The organism is Lysobacter rhizosphaerae (assembly GCF_054779795.1).
The window spans coordinates 201,803-220,256 of sequence record NZ_BAAGXO010000003.1 but is presented as its reverse complement, the minus strand read 5'-3'; the positions used below and the strand labels follow the sequence as shown (position 1 = coordinate 220,256).

The 18,454-nt window shown below is 65.6% G+C and carries 18 protein-coding genes and 1 other RNA gene; 16 read left to right on the top strand and 3 right to left on the bottom strand.

The genetic code is table 11. The features are described from left to right. Positions 1-122: 122 nt before the first annotated feature. The 13 genes from ACYVGE_RS05960 (at position 123) to ACYVGE_RS05900 (ending at position 14,235) form a co-directional block, all read left to right on the top strand. Positions 123-464, top strand: coding sequence for a HesB/IscA family protein (locus tag ACYVGE_RS05960; protein ID WP_460727985.1), 342 nt, complete (start codon positions 123-125; stop codon positions 462-464). 85 nt (positions 465-549) lie between these two features. Next, positions 550-2,310: a DUF885 domain-containing protein gene (locus tag ACYVGE_RS05955; protein ID WP_460727983.1), complete on the top strand. Its 1,761-nt coding sequence runs from the start codon at positions 550-552 to the stop codon at positions 2,308-2,310. A 160-nt stretch (positions 2,311-2,470) separates the two neighbouring features. Beyond that, a complete protein-coding gene (rpsF, locus tag ACYVGE_RS05950) occupies positions 2,471-2,890 on the top strand; it encodes a 30S ribosomal protein S6 (protein ID WP_310052797.1) in 420 nt (139 codons plus the stop codon). An 11-nt stretch (positions 2,891-2,901) separates the two neighbouring features. After that, positions 2,902-3,132: a 30S ribosomal protein S18 gene (gene rpsR, locus ACYVGE_RS05945; RefSeq protein WP_031372470.1), complete on the top strand. Its 231-nt coding sequence runs from the start codon at positions 2,902-2,904 to the stop codon at positions 3,130-3,132. Between the two features lie 116 nt (positions 3,133-3,248). Beyond that, positions 3,249-3,701: a 50S ribosomal protein L9 gene (rplI, locus tag ACYVGE_RS05940; RefSeq protein ID WP_310052787.1), complete on the top strand. Its 453-nt coding sequence runs from the start codon at positions 3,249-3,251 to the stop codon at positions 3,699-3,701. Positions 3,702-3,995: 294 nt separating this feature from the next. Continuing rightward, entirely contained in the window at positions 3,996-5,408 is a 1,413-nt protein-coding gene (locus tag ACYVGE_RS05935) for a replicative DNA helicase (protein WP_310052786.1), read from the top strand. A 75-nt stretch (positions 5,409-5,483) separates the two neighbouring features. After that, positions 5,484-5,864, top strand: coding sequence for a glycine zipper 2TM domain-containing protein (locus ACYVGE_RS05930; RefSeq protein WP_460727979.1), 381 nt, complete (start codon positions 5,484-5,486; stop codon positions 5,862-5,864). Positions 5,865-6,009: 145 nt separating this feature from the next. After that, positions 6,010-7,134, top strand: coding sequence for an alanine racemase (gene alr, locus ACYVGE_RS05925; RefSeq protein WP_460727977.1), 1,125 nt, complete (start codon positions 6,010-6,012; stop codon positions 7,132-7,134). A gap of 232 nt (positions 7,135-7,366) precedes the next feature. Then, positions 7,367-8,953, top strand: coding sequence for a S8 family serine peptidase (locus ACYVGE_RS05920; protein ID WP_460727975.1), 1,587 nt, complete (start codon positions 7,367-7,369; stop codon positions 8,951-8,953). 131 nt (positions 8,954-9,084) lie between these two features. Next, positions 9,085-10,602 (top strand): WS/DGAT/MGAT family O-acyltransferase, encoded by a 1,518-nt coding sequence (locus tag ACYVGE_RS05915; RefSeq protein WP_460727973.1) that lies wholly within the window; start codon positions 9,085-9,087, stop codon positions 10,600-10,602. Between the two features lie 118 nt (positions 10,603-10,720). Continuing rightward, a complete protein-coding gene (locus ACYVGE_RS05910; RefSeq protein ID WP_460727970.1) occupies positions 10,721-11,434 on the top strand; it encodes an OmpA family protein in 714 nt (237 codons plus the stop codon). A 183-nt stretch (positions 11,435-11,617) separates the two neighbouring features. Continuing rightward, positions 11,618-11,971, top strand: a transfer-messenger RNA (tmRNA) gene (gene ssrA, locus ACYVGE_RS05905). Positions 11,972-12,042: 71 nt separating this feature from the next. Then, entirely contained in the window at positions 12,043-14,235 is a 2,193-nt protein-coding gene (locus ACYVGE_RS05900) for a CHASE domain-containing protein (protein ID WP_460727968.1), read from the top strand. A 23-nt stretch (positions 14,236-14,258) separates the two neighbouring features. Here ACYVGE_RS05900 and smpB read toward each other — a convergent pair whose 3' ends face one another. Further along, positions 14,259-14,786: an SsrA-binding protein SmpB gene (gene smpB / locus ACYVGE_RS05895; protein WP_310052776.1), complete on the bottom strand. Its 528-nt coding sequence runs from the start codon at positions 14,784-14,786 to the stop codon at positions 14,259-14,261. A gap of 59 nt (positions 14,787-14,845) precedes the next feature. Between smpB and ACYVGE_RS05890 the strand changes: the two genes are divergently transcribed. Together ACYVGE_RS05890 and ACYVGE_RS05885 are read left to right on the top strand one after the other, a co-directional pair. After that, positions 14,846-15,298, top strand: coding sequence for a type II toxin-antitoxin system RatA family toxin (locus ACYVGE_RS05890; protein ID WP_310052774.1), 453 nt, complete (start codon positions 14,846-14,848; stop codon positions 15,296-15,298). After that, positions 15,295-15,567 carry an RnfH family protein gene (locus tag ACYVGE_RS05885; RefSeq protein WP_460727965.1) on the top strand — a complete coding sequence of 91 codons (273 nt, stop codon included), beginning with the start codon at positions 15,295-15,297 and terminating at the stop codon, positions 15,565-15,567. The genes ACYVGE_RS05890 and ACYVGE_RS05885 overlap by 4 nt, the downstream gene beginning before the upstream one ends. 55 nt (positions 15,568-15,622) lie before the next feature. On the opposite strand, the gene ACYVGE_RS05880 is transcribed toward ACYVGE_RS05885, so the two are convergent. Continuing rightward, complete coding sequence (locus ACYVGE_RS05880) at positions 15,623-16,018, bottom strand: outer membrane protein assembly factor BamE (protein WP_460727963.1); 396 nt, start codon at positions 16,016-16,018, stop codon at positions 15,623-15,625. A 178-nt stretch (positions 16,019-16,196) separates the two neighbouring features. Here ACYVGE_RS05880 and fur point away from each other — a divergent pair, with 178 nt between their 5' ends. Continuing rightward, positions 16,197-16,604, top strand: a complete 408-nt coding sequence (fur, locus tag ACYVGE_RS05875; RefSeq protein WP_310052769.1) for a ferric iron uptake transcriptional regulator — start codon at positions 16,197-16,199, stop codon at positions 16,602-16,604. Positions 16,605-16,672: 68 nt separating this feature from the next. Here fur and recN read toward each other — a convergent pair whose 3' ends face one another. Continuing rightward, positions 16,673-18,349: a DNA repair protein RecN gene (gene recN, locus ACYVGE_RS05870; protein WP_460727961.1), complete on the bottom strand. Its 1,677-nt coding sequence runs from the start codon at positions 18,347-18,349 to the stop codon at positions 16,673-16,675. Between the last annotated feature and the right edge of the window lie 105 nt (positions 18,350-18,454).

Sequence of the window (18,454 nt, the reverse complement as noted above, 5' to 3'; positions counted from 1 at the left end):
CGGGAAGTTTACCCGCCCGCGGATCAAATGAATCGGCGGGTCGGCTAGCCGGCGCGCGCGGCTGATAGCGGCGACGCACGGAACTGCACGACTTATAATTCCCGCACCACCTTGGAGTACCCATGGCCGTCACCCTCGCTTCCGCCGCTCTTGCCCGTGTCCAGCGCTACCTGGTCGAGGCGCCCGATGCGATCGGCCTGCGTTTCGGCGTGACCCGTACGGGCTGCTCGGGCTGGCAGCACTTCGCCGACCTGGCCAAGGACCAGCGCGAGGGGGACCACGTGTTCGAGCAGGACGGCGTGCGGATCTATGTCGATCCGGTGAGCCTGCCGATGGTGGACGGCACCGAGATCGACCTGGTCAAGCAGCGGCTCGGCGAGCAGTTCGTGTTCCGCAATCCCAACGCCAGCGCTGAATGCGGCTGCGGCGAGAGCTTCACCACGGAAGCCGACCGCGCCGCCTGACCGCGGTCGCGACTCCCAACCTTCGGCAGGGTGGCGCGCGCAAGCGCCGCGCTAGACTCCGGCGTCGACATCCGGGGAGTTGCTCATGTTCCGAAACCTTGCCGCGGCCGCGGCGATGCTGGTCGCGTTCGTCGCGCCGCCAACGCAGGCGCAGTCCACCGACGCGACGCGGGCCATGCACCAGCTCTTCGACGAGGAATGGGAGCGCGGCCTGCGCGAGAACCCCGTCAACGCCAGCTACCAGGGCGATCCGCGCTACAACGACCGCTGGTCCGATGTGAGCCTCACCGCGATCCAGGCCAGCGAGGCCGCGGACCGTGCGGCCCTGGCGCGCATTCGCGCCATCGACCGCAATGCCTTGTCGCCCGCCGAACAGTTGAACTACGACACCTTCCTGTGGCTGCAGGAAAAAAGCGTGGAAAGGCAGAAGTTCCGGACCTGGCTGCAGCCGCTCGGGCACCAGGGCGGGGTCCAGACCCTGGACGGCGTGGCGGAGGTGCTGCCGTTCGCGACGACCAAGGACTACCGAGACTGGCTCAAGCGCATGGACGCCTTGCCGGTGCTCGTCGACCAGACCATCGCGTTGATGCGCGAAGGCGTGAAGGCCGGCAGCATGCCGCCCAAGGTACTGATGCAGCGCGTGCCGCGGCAGATCGCGGCGCAGATCGTCGAGGATCCGACCCAGAGTCCGTTCTACGGCGCGTTCAAGAAGTTCCGCGACGGCGTACCGCAGGCCGACCGTGCCGGATTGCAGGCCGAGGCGCAGCGCGTCATCCGCGACCGCGTCGTGCCTGCGTATCGCACGCTCCAGACCTATTTCAACAACGAGTACCTGCCGAAAACGCGCGACTCCATCGCCGCGGCCGACTTGCCCAACGGCAAGGCCTATTACGACTACCTGGCCGGCTATTACACGACGACCGACCTCACCGCGGACCAGATCCACGCGCTCGGACTGAAGGAAGTCGCGCGCATCCGCGCTGCGATGGAGAAGATCAAGACGGAAGTCGGCTTCAAGGGCTCGCTGCCGGAGTTCTTCACGTTCCTGCGCACGGATCCCCGTTTCTTCGAGAAGACCCCCCAAGCGCTGCTCACGCACTACCGCGACATCTCCAAGCGCATCGACCCGGAGCTGGTGAAGGCGTTCAGGATCATTCCGCGCCAGCCCTATGGCGTCAGGCCGATCCCGGACAACATCGCCCCGGATACCACCACGGCGTATTACCAGGCAGGCGCCTCCGACGGCAGCCGCGCCGGCTTCTACTACGTGAACCTGTTCAAGCCCGAGGTGCGGCCAACCTGGGAAATGATGCCGCTGTCGCTGCACGAGGCCGTGCCGGGCCACCACTTCCAGTTCGCCCGTTCGCTGGAACTGCCCGATGCGCCGATGTTCCGCCGCACCGCCTACTTCGTGGCCTACAGCGAAGGCTGGGGGCTTTACGCCGAGCAGCTCGGTTTCGACATGGGCCTGTACGACGATCCCTACGACCGCATGGGCCAGCTGGCCTATGAGATGTGGCGCGCCGTGCGCCTGGTCGTGGACACGGGCATGCATGCCAAGGGCTGGAGCCGCGAGCGGGCGATCGCCTTCTTCAAGGACAACGCCCCCAAGACCGACCAGGACATCGTCAACGAGATCGACCGCTATATCGGCGATCCGGGGCAGGCGTTGGCCTACAAGGTCGGCCAGCTCAAGATCTCGGAGCTCCGGGCCCGGGCCAAGGCCCAGCTGGGCGACCGTTTCGACGTGAGGGCGTTCAACGACGAGGTGCTCTCGACCGGTTCGGTGCCGCTGCAGGCGCTGGAACGCCATATCGACGCCTGGATCGCCGCCAGCAAGGGGTAGGTCGGGGCGGGGCGGTTTGCACCTAAGCCCTTGAACCTGCCATACTTTCCGGCTCCCGCGGCTTCGGTCGTGGGAGACCTTGCTCCACCACGGCCATCCCGGCCGTTCGGGGGGCTGTCCGGGGCGCATCCGCGTCCTGGCATCCACAAGGAAACAAAACATGCGTCATTACGAAGTCGTGTTCCTGGTCCATCCGGACCAGAGCGAGCAGGTGCCGGCCATGATCGAGCGCTACAAGTCGCTCATCGAGGGCGGCGAGGGCAAGGTCCACCGTCTTGAAGACTGGGGCCGCCGCCAGCTGGCCTATCCGATCGAGAACCTGGTCAAGGCCCATTACGTCCTGCTCAACATCGAGTGCACCCAGAGCGTGCTGAACGAGCTGGTCGACGGTTTCCGCTTCAACGATGCGGTGCTGCGCCACCTGGTCATGAAGCGCGACGCGGCCGACACCGAACAGTCCCTGATCATGAAGTTCAAGGACGAGAAGGGCGACAAGCCCGAGCGTCGTCGCCGTGACGATGAGAGCGACAGCGCGATCGGCAATGCCGACTCCGCCGCTGACGAAGCCGAAGCCGCCTAAGGAGCACTGACATGTCCAAGTTTTTCCGTCGCCGCAAGTTCTGCAAGTTCACGGCCGAGGGCGTCAAGGAGATCGACTACAAGGATCTCAACACCCTGCGCCAGTACCTCACCGAGACCGGCAAGATCGTGCCGAGCCGCGTGACCGGTACCAAGTCGAAGTACCAGCGCCAGCTGGCAACGGCCGTCAAGCGCGCCCGTTTCCTGGCCCTGATCCCGTACACCGACAACCACAACGCCTGATCCTGACTCCCTCTCCCGCTTGCGGGGGAGGGTTGGGGTGGGGGCAGCCTCACCTGTCATTCGGACAGCACCCGCTGCGGGGCGATACGCCTCGCTAACGAATACGGAGCAACACCATGCAATTGATCCTCCTGCAGAACGTCACCAACCTCGGCAAGCTCGGCGACAAGGTCAACGTCAAGCCGGGTTACGGCCGCAACTTCCTGGTCCCGCAGGGCAAGGCCGTGCCGGCCACCACGGCCAACCTGGCTGAGTTCGAAGCCAAGCGCGCCGAATACGAGGCCAAGGCCAAGGCCCAGCTCGACGGCGCCGAAGCCCGCAAGGCCGCGCTCGATGGCGTGGAAGTCACCCTCACCGCCAATGCCTCGACCGAAGGCAAGCTGTACGGCTCGATCAGCCCGCGCGACATCGCCGAGGCGCTGACCAAGCACGGCCACAAGGTCGAGAAGTCGGAAGTGGTGCTGGGCGAAGGCCCGCTGCGCCGCACTGGCGAGCACGAAGTCGTGGTGCACCTGCACGCCGACATCGACGCAACGGTCAAGGTCATCGTGGTCGGCGAAGTCGCCTAAGCTACGACGGCAAGATCCTGGGACGGGCGCCGAAAGGCGCCCGTTTCTTTTTGCCGGACCGGAAGCGAGGCCGCGGCCGTTCCAGCCGTTCGTCGGCGAGGACGAATGCCTTGAATGCATGCGGGCGGTCGGGTCTCAGTCTCTGAGATTCCCACCGGTTATCCACAGAGTTGTCTGCAACGCATCGCGTACGGGACGACTAGGATGGCTCGCCAGTTACATCCGCACCAACCACCCGAACACCTACAAGAACCGGGCCGCGACGACGGCCCGCACAGGGGAGTCACCGCACTGATGAGCGCGCGCCAGGGCATGCGCCCCGATCCTGCTTTCCAGACGCGCCGCGACCAGCGCGTAGAACAACTCCGCATACCGCCGCAATCGATCGAAGCCGAACAGGCCGTGCTCGGCGGCCTGATGCTGGCCCCCGACGCCTACGATCGCATCGCCGATCGCATCACCGACAACGACTTCTACCGCCGCGACCACCAGCTGATCTATCGCGCCATCCGCGAGCTGGCGGAAAAAAACCGCCCCTACGACGCGGTCACGCTCGGCGAGTGGTTCGAATCGATGGGCCTGAGCGAGCAGGTCGCCGGCGGCGCCTACCTGATCGAACTGGCCAGCACTACGCCGTCCGCCGCCAACATCACGGCCTATGCCGAGATCGTCCGCGACAAGGCCGTCCTGCGGCAGTTGATCGACGTCGGCACCAACATCGTCAACGAGGGCTTCATGCCCGAGGGCCGCGATACCAGCGAAATACTGGAGGAAGCCGAAAAGCAGGTCCTGGCGATCGCCGAGGGCGCCTCGCGCGGCAAGCAGGATTTCACCGCGGTCAACAAGGCGCTGTCGGAAGCCTTCGACGTACTGCAGACGCGTTACGCCAATGGCGGCGGCGTTACCGGCCTGCCGACCGGCTACACCGAATTCGACGAGATGACCGCGGGCCTGCAGCCCACCGACCTGATCATCCTTGCGGCGCGCCCGTCGATGGGCAAGACCACGCTGGCGTTGAACATGGCCGAATACGGCGCGCTGAAGACGCGCAAGGCCGTGGCGGTGTTCTCGATGGAAATGTCCGCCAGCCAGCTGGCGCTGCGCCTGATCTCGTCGGTCGGCCGCATCAATGCCACGCGCCTGCGCACCGGCCAGCTCGAAGACGAGGATTGGAGCCGCGTCACCAGCGCGATCCGCATGCTCCGCGACGTCAAGATCTTCATCGACGATACGCCGGCGATGTCGCCGGTGGCCTTGGCCGCAAAGGCGCGCCGGCTCAAGCGCGAGCACGACCTCGGCCTCATCGTCATCGACTACCTGCAGCTGATGCAGGTTCCGGGCAACAGCGAAAACCGTGCGACGGAAATCTCCGAGATCTCGCGCTCGCTCAAGGCGCTGGCGAAGGAGCTCAACGTGCCGGTGGTTGCGCTGTCCCAGCTCAACCGCTCGCTGGAAACGCGCGCAGACAAGCGCCCGGTGATGGCCGACCTGCGCGAATCGGGCGCAATCGAGCAGGACGCCGACGTCATCGTCTTCATCTACCGCGACGACTACTACAACAAGGAAAACTCGCCGGACAAGGGACTGGCCGAAGTCATCATCGGCAAGCAGCGTAACGGTCCCACCGGGTCGGTCAAACTGAAGTTCTTCGGCGAGTACACGCGCTTCGACAACCTGTCGCACGACTCGGTGGGGAGTTTCGAATAGGCCTCCGGGCGGTTTGACGTGCCAATAACGGCGCCCGGCGCAGGTTGGATGAATCCTTCCCACAGGAGCATCGCCATGCGCGCCCGCACTCCCTTCCTCATCGCCATCGCGGTGGCGGTCTCGCTCGCTGGCACGGCCTACGCGGGCGGGCAGACGTCCGGCACCAAGTCGACGTCGACCAAGAGCACCTCGACCAAGAGCTCCAGCGCCAAGTCACCGCACTGCTACGACGTGCAGGTGGAGAAGCCGAAGGAGGTCAAGGACACCCACAAGGTCGCCGGCACCGCGCTCGGCGCCGTGGCCGGTGGCCTGCTCGGCAACCAGGTCGGCGGTGGCAGCGGCAAGAAAATCGCGACCGTGGCCGGTGCCGCCGGCGGCGCCTATGCCGGTCGCAAGATCCAGGGAAACCAGCAGAACAAGACCGAGACGGTGACCGAGCGTCGCTGCGATCCGTAATGTTTTCTCGTCCTGGTGTCAGTACGGGCCGGCGATTCGCCGGCCCGTTTCGTTTCCCCGCGTGGATGCGCGCGTAGGCGGGCGCGGGCCTTAGAATGGCCCTGCGAACCCCACTTCCGGGAACGAAGTGCACCAGATTCCAGGCATGCCTCCTGCCGCCAGCGAGCGTCCGACTCGCATCGTGGTCCATCTCGACCATCTGGCGTTCAACCTCCGCAGCATTCGCGCGCATGTCGGCGTGCCGGTGATGGGCATCGTCAAGGCCAACGCCTACGGTCACGGTCTGGTGTCGGTGGCGCTGCACCTGCAAGCGCAGGGCGTGGAGCAACTGGGCGTGGCATTCGTCGAGGAGGGCATCGCGTTGCGCCAGGCCGGCGTCACCGTGCCCATCCTGGTGCTCGGCGGAATCTTTGGCCGCCAGGTGGCGCAGTTCATCCTCCACGACCTGGAAATCACCGTTTCCTCGCTGGACAAGCTTCGGCAGGTAGAGGCCGCCGCGCAGGCGCTCGGCCGCAAGGCCGTGATCCACCTGAAGGTCGACACCGGGATGGAACGCATCGGCGTGCACAGCTATTCCGCGCGCCCCTTCATCGAGGCTGCGGTAGCTTCGAACTGGTGCATCCTCAAGGGCATCTATTCGCACCTGGCCTGTGCCGACGATCCGCAGTCGCCGATGACCGGGCAGCAGTTGGAGCGATTCCTCGAAGCCTGCGCGCATATCGAGCGCACCGGGGCGCCGATGCCGCTGCGCCACCTGGCCAATTCCGGCGGCGTGTTGCATTTCCCGGAAACGTGGCTGGACATGGTCCGGCCAGGCATCCTGTTGTATGGCGTGCAACCCGACCCGGCCTCGCGACGCAGCGTCGATGTCAGGCCCGTCATGTCGCTGGCCTCCCAGGTGGTCTACTTCAAGGTGGTCAAGGCCGGGAATACAGTCAGCTATGGGGCGACGTGGGCGCCCGAGCGCGACACGCGCGTGGTGACCATTCCCATTGGTTACGGCGATGGCTACCCAAGAGCCTTGTCTTCCCGCGGCGAAGTGCTGATCCGTGGCCACCGCTATCCCATCGTCGGGCGCGTGTGCATGGACCAGTTCATGGTCGACATCGACCAGGACAGCGCCTGGAACGAAGACGAAGTCGTGCTGATCGGTTCGCAGGGCGACGACGCCCTCACCGTCGAAGCGCTGGCGCAGCAGGCCGGTGTGATTCCCTACGAGATCCTGGTGGGCCTCAACGACCGCATTCCGCGCGAGTACCGCGGCACCTGACTCCTGCGTGGGCGCCGCGGGAGTCGGCGTTACCTCAAGACGTGGAAAGGGGCGTGGCCGCCGCGGCACCAAAGCCATCTTCTTTGATTCAAATAGTTAGGTCGTATTCGTGATGTGATTTGTCATCGCGACACGAAACTCACACCCCTTGTTGATGCTGGCACGACGCTTGCAGTCGGCCTCCCGCGGCTTTGAGCGTATCTCCATTGGGGTCCAATCAAAGGGGTGTCAAATGAAGCAGAAGTCGCTTGCAAGCGCGCTGGGCGCAGGCCTGGTGCTGGTCTTCGGTGCCGCCGCCATCACCTCCACCTCCACCGCAGCGCCGCCGCCGGAGCGCGTGCTGATCAAGTTCAAGAAGGGCGCCAAGGCCGCCGTACAGGGCGAGCTCAAACGCGTCAGTGCGAAGGTCCACTACAACTTCGACAGCGACGACCTGATCGCGGCGACGGTGCCGGCGCAGGCGCTCAAGGGGCTTCGCAACAACCCGAACGTGGAGTTCGTCGAGCCGGATCGCATCCGGCGCCCGGCGGCGCAGACCATCCCTTACGGCATCGACATGGTGCAGGCGCGCGATGTGTGGGATTCCGACCACAACGACGTGCTCGACCCAGGTGCGCCAACCGGCCAGGGCATGCGGGTCTGCGTGATCGACTCGGGCATCAATGCCGGACACGAAGACTTCCAGGGGGTCGACATCGTCGGCGGCTTCCCGAAGGACAAGTGGTTCTTCGACAACTGCGGCCACGGGACGCATGTCGCCGGCACGATCGCCGCGGCGCAGAACGATCTGGGCGTGGTCGGCGTCAGCCCGGGCAAGGTCTCGTTGTTCATCGTGAAGGTGTTCGGCAACGACGTGCAGACCAGCTGCACCTGGTCCTTCTCTTCGCAATTGATCGATGCGGCCAACCGTTGCGCGGACGCGGGCGCCAAGGTGATCAGCATGAGCCTGGGCGGGGCGGAGCGAAGCCAAGGCGAGGAGATGGTGTTCCGGGCGCTCGAAAAACGCGGTGTGCTGAGTATCGCCGCCGCAGGCAACCAGGGCGTGCCGTCCACGCCGACCGATGCCTATTCGTATCCGGCGGCCTATGACAGCGTCGTCTCGGTGGCCGCCATCGACAGCAACAAGGCCCTGGCGGGCTTCTCGGCGAAGAACGACCAGACCGAAATCGCCGCGCCTGGCGTGGCGGTGCTCAGCACCTATCCGCTGGGACCGGCCGAACCGGTGCGGTCCGGTGCCGATTCGTATCCGGCCATCCCGATGACCAACAGCTTCGTCGGCGGGTCGACCGCGCCACTGGTCGACGGCGGCTTGTGCAATACGCCACTCCCCGCCGGCGATACCAGCTGGTCGGGAAAGGTGGTGCTCTGCCAGCGCGGGGCCGCGACCTTCGTCACCAAGGCCGGCAACGTCTTTGCTGGCGGAGGCACGGCGGCGGTGATCTACAACAACGTCGCCGGCGACCTCAACGGTACCCTCGGCACCGACCTGTCGATCATCCCGCCGATCCCGGTTGTGGGCATCGCCCAGGCCAGCGGCGTGGCGTTGCAGGCGCATGTCGGGCAGTCGACCACCGTCGATACGCGCCTGCCCCTGAACTACAACGGTTACGCCTTCATGAGCGGCACGTCGATGGCGACGCCGCACGTGTCCGGCGTGGCGGCGTTGATCTGGAGCGCGAATCCGTCGTGGACCAATCGGCAGGTGCGCGCAGCGCTGGACGCGACCGCGCAGGACCTGGGGGCATCCGGTTACGACACCAGTTTCGGTTGGGGCCTGGTGCAGGCGAAGGCGGCGCTGGAAGAACTGCAGGGCCAGTGAGAGATAGGTCCCTGGACGAAGAAGCCCGGCCTGCGCACCGGGCTTCTTCTTTCCGCTTTTCCGCTCCCGGAGCGCGTTGACGCTGTTTGCGCCTGCGTGATTCACTCGCCCGAGGTGAATGGAGAACCGGCATGGCCAGCGCTCGACCACACAAGGGAACCGTCAAGGCACGTGCGAAGCGCATCCGCGCCACGCGGCGCGAACCCATGGCCAAGGTCGACACTGCCTGGTTGCGCATGGAGCAGCCCACCAACCCGATGATGATCACCGGCGTGCTGATGTTCGCCGACGCGATGTCGATCACCGATCTGCGCCAGGTCATCCGGCAGCGCTGGCTGGCGTATCGCCGCTTCCGCCAGAAAGCCGTGGATACGGCGGCGGGCGCGTTCTGGCAGACGGACAATGACCTCGATCTGGACTGGCACGTGCAACTGACTGCATTGCCTGGTCGTGGCGGCAAGCGCGCACTCGAACGGTTCGTCAGCCAGTTGGCGTCAACGCCGCTGGATACGGGGCGGCCGCTCTGGCAGTTCCACCTGGTGGAGAAGTACGACGGCGGCTCGGTCCTGATTGCCCGCATCCATCACAGCTATGCGGACGGCATCGCCCTCGTGCAGGTCCTGCTTTCGCTCACCGACACCACGCGTGAGCCCGCCAAGGGCAGCGACCTGCAGCAGGCGTGGCTGAAACAGGATGGCGCCCATGTCGCCCGGCGCGTTGGCGCGGCCGAGCGCTACATGAAGTTCGGTACCAAGATGGTCGAGAAGGGCATGGAGATGTACCGGCATCCCACGCTTGCCGCCGTGCTGGCGAAGGAGGGGGGAGAGATCGGTCGCGAGCTGCTGCATGCCGTGACGCTGCCGGACGATCCGCCCTCGCTCCTGCGCGGCAAGCTCGGCGTAAGCAAGCGGGTCGCGTGGGCCGAACCGCTGGACCTGGAGGAGGTCAAAGCCGTCGGCCGCGCCTGCGAGTGCACGGTCAACGACGTGTTGATGGCGACGGCCGCGGGGGCGTTGCGCGAGTACATGATCGAACGCGGCGACAACGTCGAGGGCATGACCTTGCGCGCCACCGTTCCAGTCAACCTGCGTCCGCTCGAACACGCCAAGAAGCTGGGTAACCACTTCGGCCTGGTCTTCCTCGAACTGCCAGTGGGCGAAGACAACCCGATCCGCCGGGTCGAGCGGGTTGCCGAGTGCATGAATAACCTTAAAACATCACGGCAAGCTATTGTTTCATTTGGGCTTCTTGCTGCGCTTGGCATGGCGCCAACTGCGGTACAGAGCTTGGCGCTGGAGCTCTTCAGCCGGAAGGCAACCCTGGTTGCGACCAACGTACCCGGCCCGCCGCAGACGCTTTACCTGGCCGGCTGCGCACTACGCGAGATGATGTTCTGGGTACCCCAGACCGGTTCCATGGGCGTGGGCATTTCGATCCTCAGTTACAACGGGCGCGTGCATTTCGGCCTGATCGCCGATGCGAAGCTGATCCCCGATCCAGAGCACGTCATCCAGCGCTTCGGTGCCGAATTCGACAAGCTGCTGTACCTCTCGCTGATGAGCAATTGGGATGAGCGGCTCGATGGCCTTGCGGCCGATGCGCTGATGCCGGACGACACACCGCACGTATCCAGGGTCGTGACTGGCTGACGGCTCAGATGAGGCAGGCACGTCCCGCTGGACGTAACGCGACCGTGATTCGCGTTCAGCCCTGTTCAGGCAATCACTGCGATGGTGTCGTCGTCGCATTGCCCCTAAGGAGAAAGGAATGAATACACGTAATCTGGTCGCCGCCGGCGTACTCACTGCACTGCTCGCCGCCTGCACGACGCAGGGCGGCTATTACGGCAGCAACCCGCCGCCGCAACAGAGCCAGCAGCCGCAACCGGCCGGCCAGCAAGCCGGAATGAGCAAGACCAAGAAAGGCGCGCTGATTGGCGCCGCCGTGGGCGTGGCGGCTGGCCTGCTCAGCGGCAGCGATGCCACCGAGCGTCGTCAGCACGCGATGGTTGGTGCCGGCGTGGGCGCCCTTGCGGGCGGGGCGATTGGCAACTACCAGGACCGCCAGGAACGCGAGCTGCGCGAGCGCATGGCCGGCACCGGCGTAGGTGTGGTGCGCCAGGGTGACAACATCACCCTGAGCATGCCGGGCAATGTCACGTTCGCCTTCAATGACGCGAACCTGCAGTCGCAGTTCTATCCGGTCCTCGATGACGTCGCGCGCACCCTCACCGAATACAACCAGACGGTGGTCGAGGTGGCGGGCCATACCGACAACGTCGGTAGCGACGCGTACAACGAGCAACTGTCGGTGCGCCGGGCCAACTCGGTTGCGGCTTACCTGCAGAGCCATGGCGTTATGCAGCAGCGACTCATGATCGTGGGCGCGGGCGAGTTGCACCCGATCGCGAGCAACGCTACCGAAGAGGGCCGCCAGCAGAACCGTCGCGTGGAAATCACCCTGGTTCCGGTGCAGGGCTGATTCACTCAGTGGTGTCGAGCGGGGCGGGAAACCGCCCCGTGCACGTCCTGCCAACCAGGTCCAGGAGTGGCGGATCCGCACGGTGGATTCCTCCTGTGCAGACCTTCAGGCAACGCCGAAACAAAGCTTGAGATCGGCCCATGCGCCCCTATACTGGACAGGTCAGCGTTTTTGACTGTCCCCGGGGGTGCACTGGCTTCGACGGGGGTCGCAAAGTCGCTTGGCGCATGCCGAGGGGGTAGCTTTCCTCGTAAATCCAGCTGCAAAACTCTAGTTGCCAACGACGACAACTACGCTCTCGCCGCTTAAGGCGTAAGCCCCGAAACTGCCTGTGTCCGTGCTAGCAGCGTAGGGTCATCATCACGGAATCGCTGGAAGTGGCTGCCTGTCAGCATCCGGTTAACCCAAAGCAGGCTGGTCCCCGGATGCGCTTCGCGCACCGTGCTGTCCGGGGACGAGATCCAACGGTGAGCTAAGCATGTAGTGCCGGGGATGGAGTGCCTTCGGACGGGGGTTCAATTCCCCCCACCTCCACCAATCAGGAAAAAGCCCGCTTCGGCGGGCTTTTTTTTGCCTGCCGCCGCGCGCCGGGCTTGTATGCTTGGGCGATGGGGACAGGAACCATACGGACCTCGGACAGTCATCGCTCCGGGCTGATGCCGCGGGGAGGGTATCTGCTGGCACTGATGGTGCTGGTGGGTTCCCTGGTCTTCGTACTCGTCGCCTGGCACTACGCGCGCGAACGCGAATTGCGTGCTGCAGAAGCCAGCTTCGTGGCCCGGACGACCGAAATGGTCGAACGCCTGAACCAGCGGCTCGTGTATTACGAACTGGTAGCTCGTGGCGGCACGGCGTTGTTCGCATCGATGGCGCGACCGACGCCGCAGCAATGGGCGGACTACGTCGACAGCCTGAGTCTGCGTACGCGGTTTCCTGCAGCGGAAGGCCTTGGTTTCGTGGGCTACGTCAGCAGCAACAGCCTTGACGACCTGCAGATCGAATGGCGCGATTCCGGCTATGGCCAATTGAATGTGCGCCCGCACGGGATGCGTGCGCGCTATGCCCCCGTCCTCTATCTGGAACCACGCACGCCCGACAACGTCGCGGCCATCGGCCTGGACCTGCTGAGCGACCCGGCCAGCGCTGAAGCGCTGCAGGCGGGGCTGGACACGGGAGAGGCGCGCCTGAGCGGTCCGGTGCAGGCATACGCGCGCGACCTCCTGCTGTTCGTCCCCGTCTTCCGGGATGGCGATCGTCCGCGCACGCCCGCGTCGCGGGAACTGTCGATGCAGGGTTGGGTGTACCTGCCATTCGATCTCGACCGCTATGTCGATGTTTCGCTGGGCACGGCCTACGCCGACGTTGGCTTGCGTATTTTCGATACCGATGGCGGGGATCGGCTGCTTTTTGCCAGCAAGGGAGGGCAGGCGGAGCCGGCGTTCCACCACCAGGTGGCGATGGCCCGATACGGTCGCCACTGGCGCCTGGAGTTCGATTCGCCACCTGAAGCCGTGGCCGCGCCCCACGTCAGGGGCCTGGAAAGCATGCTTGCATTGGGCATGGTCGCCGCCCTGTTGCTCTATGGCGTGGCCTGGACGCTTGCGCGCACGGAGGATCGCGCCGTCGTGATCGCAACGCGGATGACCGAGGATTACCGCCGCAGCGAGCAGCGCTTCCGCAGCTCCATGCAGCACTCGGCGATTGGCAAGGCGCTGTTGGACAGCGAAGGGCGAATGGTTGAAGTCAATCCTGCGCTATGCCGGATCGTGGGGCGCCACGAGGAATCGCTGCGGGGGCATGCGTTCGAGTCACTGTTCGAGGACGACGAGTCCTCGCTGCGGCCGAATGGCGAGGGGACGACGGATGCCAATGGAATCCATCGCGTTACCCGGCATCTCCGTCGCGAAGGCGACCTTCCGCGGGAGGCGCAACTCACCTACGCGCCGGTGCCGGGCAATATCGGGCAGGACATCACCGGGCTGGTCGAGGTCGAAGACGTAACCGAACGCGTTCGCGCGCAAGCCCGTGTCCATGCCCTCAATCGCACGCTTGAACAGCGCGTGGCCCTGCGCACGCGCGAGCTGAGCCAGGCGAACCAGGAGCTGGAAGCTTTCGCCTACAGCGTCTCGCACGACCTGCGCGCCCCATTACGTTCGATCGACGGCTTCAGTCGTGTGCTCATCGAGCGCTACGAAAACCAGCTGGACGAAGGCGGCAGGGATTACCTGCGCCGGGTGCGCAAGGCCGCCACGCGCATGGGCGAGCTCATCGACGCGATCCTGCAGATCTCGCGCCTCGGTCGCGCCGAGGTGCGTCGCGAGTCGGTCGACCTCAGTCGCATGGCGGTGGAGGTGATCGACGAGCTGCGCGCCGGCGATCCCGGTCGTGAGCTCGCCGTGCGCATCATGCCGGGCATGGCCGCGATCGGCGACGCCACTCTGCTGCGCAACCTGCTTGGCAACCTGCTCGGCAACGCGTGGAAGTTCACGCGCGGCCGCGAGCACGCGATGATCGAGTTCGGTGCCATCGAACAACCTGGCGGCGACGTCGAGTTCTACGTCCGCGACAATGGCGCCGGCTTCCCGCAGGTGTACGTCAACAAGCTGTTCCGTCCCTTCCAGCGGCTGCATTCCCTGCATGAATTCAGCGGGCATGGCATCGGCCTGGCATCGGTGAAACGCATCATCGAGCGCCATGGCGGCCTCATCCGCGCGGAAGGACGCGAAGGGGAGGGCGCGGTGTTCTACTTCACGTTGCCCGAGATTGTCGAACCCGCTTCGGATTCCCGGCAGGGCGCCTGACGCCAGTCCGGCTTTGGAACGCGCTAGGCGTTCTTGTTGTGGCGACGCATGACCCGCTGCTTCTCGCGTGCCCAGTCGCGTTCCTTGCTGGCTTCGCGCTTGTCGTGCGTCTGCTTGCCCTTGGCCAGCGCTATCTCGGCCTTGACCTTGTTGCCCTTCCAATAGAGCGCGGTGATCACCACGGTGTAGCCGTCGCGCTGCACGCGGCCGACCAGGCGGTCGATCTCGCGACGGTGCAGGAGCAGCTTGCGCGTGCGCCGGTCCTCGGCGACGACGTGGGTGGAGGCTGAAATCAGCGGCGTGATCTGGGATCCATACACGAACATCTCGCCTTCGCGGATCATCGCGTAGGCGTCGACGATATTGGCGCGGCCCGCGCGGATCGCCTTGAGCTCCCAGCCCTGCAGGGCCAGGCCGGCCTCGAAGCGCTCTTCGAGGTGGTATTCGTGGCGGGAACGCTTGTTAAGGGCAATGGTCTTCACGGCCGTGGCGTCGCCACCGCCCCCCTTTCCTTTATCCTTGCCGCCCTTGCTGCTGGAATTCTTTGCCATCGCGCCATTGTCCCATGCTGGCGAGCGCGATGTGCAGCGACCGGAACACACGAAGCCCCATGCCCACCATTCGCCGCTCCGCCCTGGTCGAACACTCCGCCGCGCGCATGTTCGCGCTGGTCAATGACGTGGCGGCCTATCCACGCCGTTTCGACTGGTGCGATTCCGCCGATGTGCTCGAAGCCGACGATGAGCACATGGTCGCGCGACTGGACCTGGGGCTCGGCGCGCTGCGCACCTGGTTCACCACCCACAACACGCTCAAGGCGCCGCACCACATCGACCTGAAGCTGGTCGACGGCCCCTTTCGCAAATTGAGCGGACGTTGGGAGTTCCACGCGCTCGACGAGTCCGCCTGCAAGGTGACGTTGACCCTCGACTTCGAGCCGGCCGTGAAGTTGCTCGGCCCCGCATTGGCGGTGGGGTTCCAGAGTCTGGCCGATCGCATGGTGGACGACTTCGTCCGCATTGCCGATTCGGCGGAAGCGGATGTGCCGAGCCGGATGTCATGAAAGTGGAACTGGTGCGGGCCTGGCCCCGCCGTCATGAGCGGGTCGAGCTGGAATTGCCGGAGGGGACCACCGTGCGCGAGGCGGTCGACGCGGCCGCGTGGGGCGATGATCCGCAAGCGGTGGCCTACGCCGTCTTCGGGCAGCGGACCGAGGGCGCGGCGATCCTGCGCGAGGGCGATCGTGTCGAACTGCTCAGGCCGCTGCTTGCCGACCCGAAGGACGCGCGGCGGCAGCGCGTGGAAGAGCGACGCCGCCTGCCGAAGAAATGACCACAAAAAAAGCGGAGCTTGGCTCCGCTTTTTTCCTGCAACCGGCCGGCTTGGATCAGCGGCGGCGCTTCTTGTCCTTGTCCTTGGCCAGGTTGCGGCCGAACTGCTTCGGCGCGGCCTTGGCCAGGGCCTCGTCCTGCTCGGGGAAGTAGTCGCCTTCCCAGCGGGCGAGGGTGTCGCCTTCGAAGTAGAGCGTGAAGTTCTTGATTTCGGTGCGGCCGATGCGGCCCACGCGCTGGCTGGCGGTGTAGTCCCAGCGCTCGTGGTGGAAGGGGTCTTCGATCGAAGGCGTACCCAGCAGCACCAGCACCTGCTGCTTGCTCATGCCGGCCTGCAGCTGGTCGACGTTGGTCTTTTCCAGGAGGTTGCCCTGGTAGATCGGCTGCTTGTAGAGGATGCCGCAGCCCGCGGTGGACAGGGCGACAATAAGGACCAGCAGGAGCTTACGCATCGTGTTCTTCGCGACAGGCGGACAGTAGAAACAGGGGCCGATGATACACTGAAGCCATCGCCACGCGGCCCGGCCGCGGACATGTTCATCCGCCGTTCCGGGCCGTTTTTCCCACGACGCCCACGGCGCCCGCGGCACCCGGTTTGTCGATCGCGGCCATCCGGACTGAAGGAAACCCATGGAATCCGAAGACCTTCGCAACGCCGGACTCAAAGTCACCCATCCGCGCCTGCGGATCCTCAGCCTGCTTGAGCAGGCCAAGCCCCGGCACATGACGGCCGAAGACATCTACCGTCACCTGCTGGAGCACGGGGAGGACATTGGCCTCGCGACGGTATATCGCGTGCTGACCCAGTTCGAGGCGGCCGGGCTGGTGCTGAAACACAACTTCGAGGCCGGCCAGTCGGTTTACGAACTGGACCGGGGCCATCACCACGACCACATGGTCGATGTCGATACGGGCAAGATCACCGAGTTCGAAAGCAGCGAGATCGAGGAGCTGCAGCGCAAGATTGCCGCGCAGCACGGATACGAGATCGAAGAGCACTCGCTGGTGCTCTACGTGCGCAAGAAGGCGCCGCGGTAAATCATCTGGCACTGAATCGATGGGCGCGCCGCAGCGCGCGGGGTTATCGAATCGCCGGGCTCGCGCAGCTACTCCACGTCCGCCAACAGGCGCTTCGCAGCCGCGCGCGCCTCGCGGGTCATCTCCACGCCGCCGAGCATCCGCGCGAGTTCTTCCTCGCGCTGCTTCGCATCGAGTGACTGCACCGCGCTCTGGGTAACGCCCTCGCTCGCGGCCTTGCTGACCCGGTAATGGGCATGCCCCTGCGCGGCCACCTGGGGCAGGTGGGTTACGCACAACACCTGCCGCGAAGCGCCGAGAGCGCGCAGTTTCTGGCCGACGATTTCGGCGACCCCGCCGCCGATGCCCGAATCGACTTCGTCGAAGACCATCGTGGGCACGGCATCGAGGCCTAGAGCGGCAACTTCTATCGCCAGCGAGATGCGCGAAAGCTCGCCGCCCGAGGCGACCTTGCGCAGCGGACGTGCGGGCTGGCCCAGGTTGGCGGCGACCAGGAATTCGACGCGCTCACCACCCTGCGGGTCGGGGCGCCCGGTTTCGATCGGCTCCAGTGCGACCTCGAAACGACCGCCGCCCATGCCGAGTTCGGCGATCAGGGCGGTGGTGTCCTTCGACAGTGCCGCCGCAGCTGCGCGGCGCTTCGCGCCGAGGATGCCGGCGGCCTGGCTCCAGGCAGTCGTGGCCCGCTCGATATCTCCATCGAGCCGCTGCAGGCGTTCGTCGGCACCGCGCAGTCGTTCCAGTTCCGCGGCGATCGAATCGCGTTGGAAAGCGAGTTGCTCGGCGGGTACGCGGTGCTTGCGCGAGAGCTCATGGATCCGGCCGAGGCGGTGTTCCAACTGCGTGAGGGCGTCAGGGTCGAGATCGAGGTCGCTGCGCACCCGGTCGAGCATGACCAGCGCCTCGTCGATCTGGATCGCGGCGGCGTCGAGCATCGCATCGACCTCGGCCAGTCGCGGCTCGTGCTCCGCCACGCGCTGCAGTTCACCGCGAACATGGTGCAGGGCGCGCGACAGCGAGGGGCCTTCGTCACCCCCCAGCTGCGCGAAGGCGCCATCGCAGGCGGCGATCAGGCCAGCAGCATGGGCGAGGCGACGGTGGTCGGCCTGCAGCTTCAAAAGGGAATCGGGCTCGAGGGCCTCGCGCTCGAGTTCGGCGAACTGGTGTTCCAGCCAGCCGATGCGATCGGAGACATCCCCCTGCGCGAGCAGGGCTTCGCGCTCGCGCAGCAGCTCGCTCCAGGCCTCGGCCGCCTTCGCCACCACGATGAGTTCGGCGTCGTTGCGGCCGTAGGCGTCGAGCAGAGCCAACTGGCTGGAGCGCGCAAGCAATGCCTGGTGCTCGTGCTGGCCATGTATCTCGACCAGCAGGCTGGCCAGCTCGGTGACCTGGGTGACGGTCGCGGGGCGGCCGTTGATCCATGCGCGCGAACCGCCATCGGCACGGATCACGCGCCGGATCTGGCAAACCGAGTCGTCTTCGCTTTCGTCCAGGGCGTTTTCGCGCAGCCAGGCGAGGGCGGCGGAGGCGTCATCGAGCACGAAGCCCGCCGTCAGCTCGGCCCGCTCGGCGCCGTGGCGGACGACGCCGCTGTCGGCGCGCAGGCCCGAGAGCAGTCCGAGGGCGTCGACCAGCAGCGACTTGCCGGCGCCGGTCTCGCCTGAAATGACGGTGAGTCCGCGGGCGAAATCCAGTTCCGCGCTGCGGACGACGGCGAAATCCTTGATGGCGAGGTGGACGAGCATGGGGCGTGATTGTAGCGGCGGCCAGTTTCGGAAAAGGGTAGCGAGGCAAGATGTAGCCGGGTTGCGTCTCACAAATTGAAACGATCGGCGCCCAGAAGCTTGCGT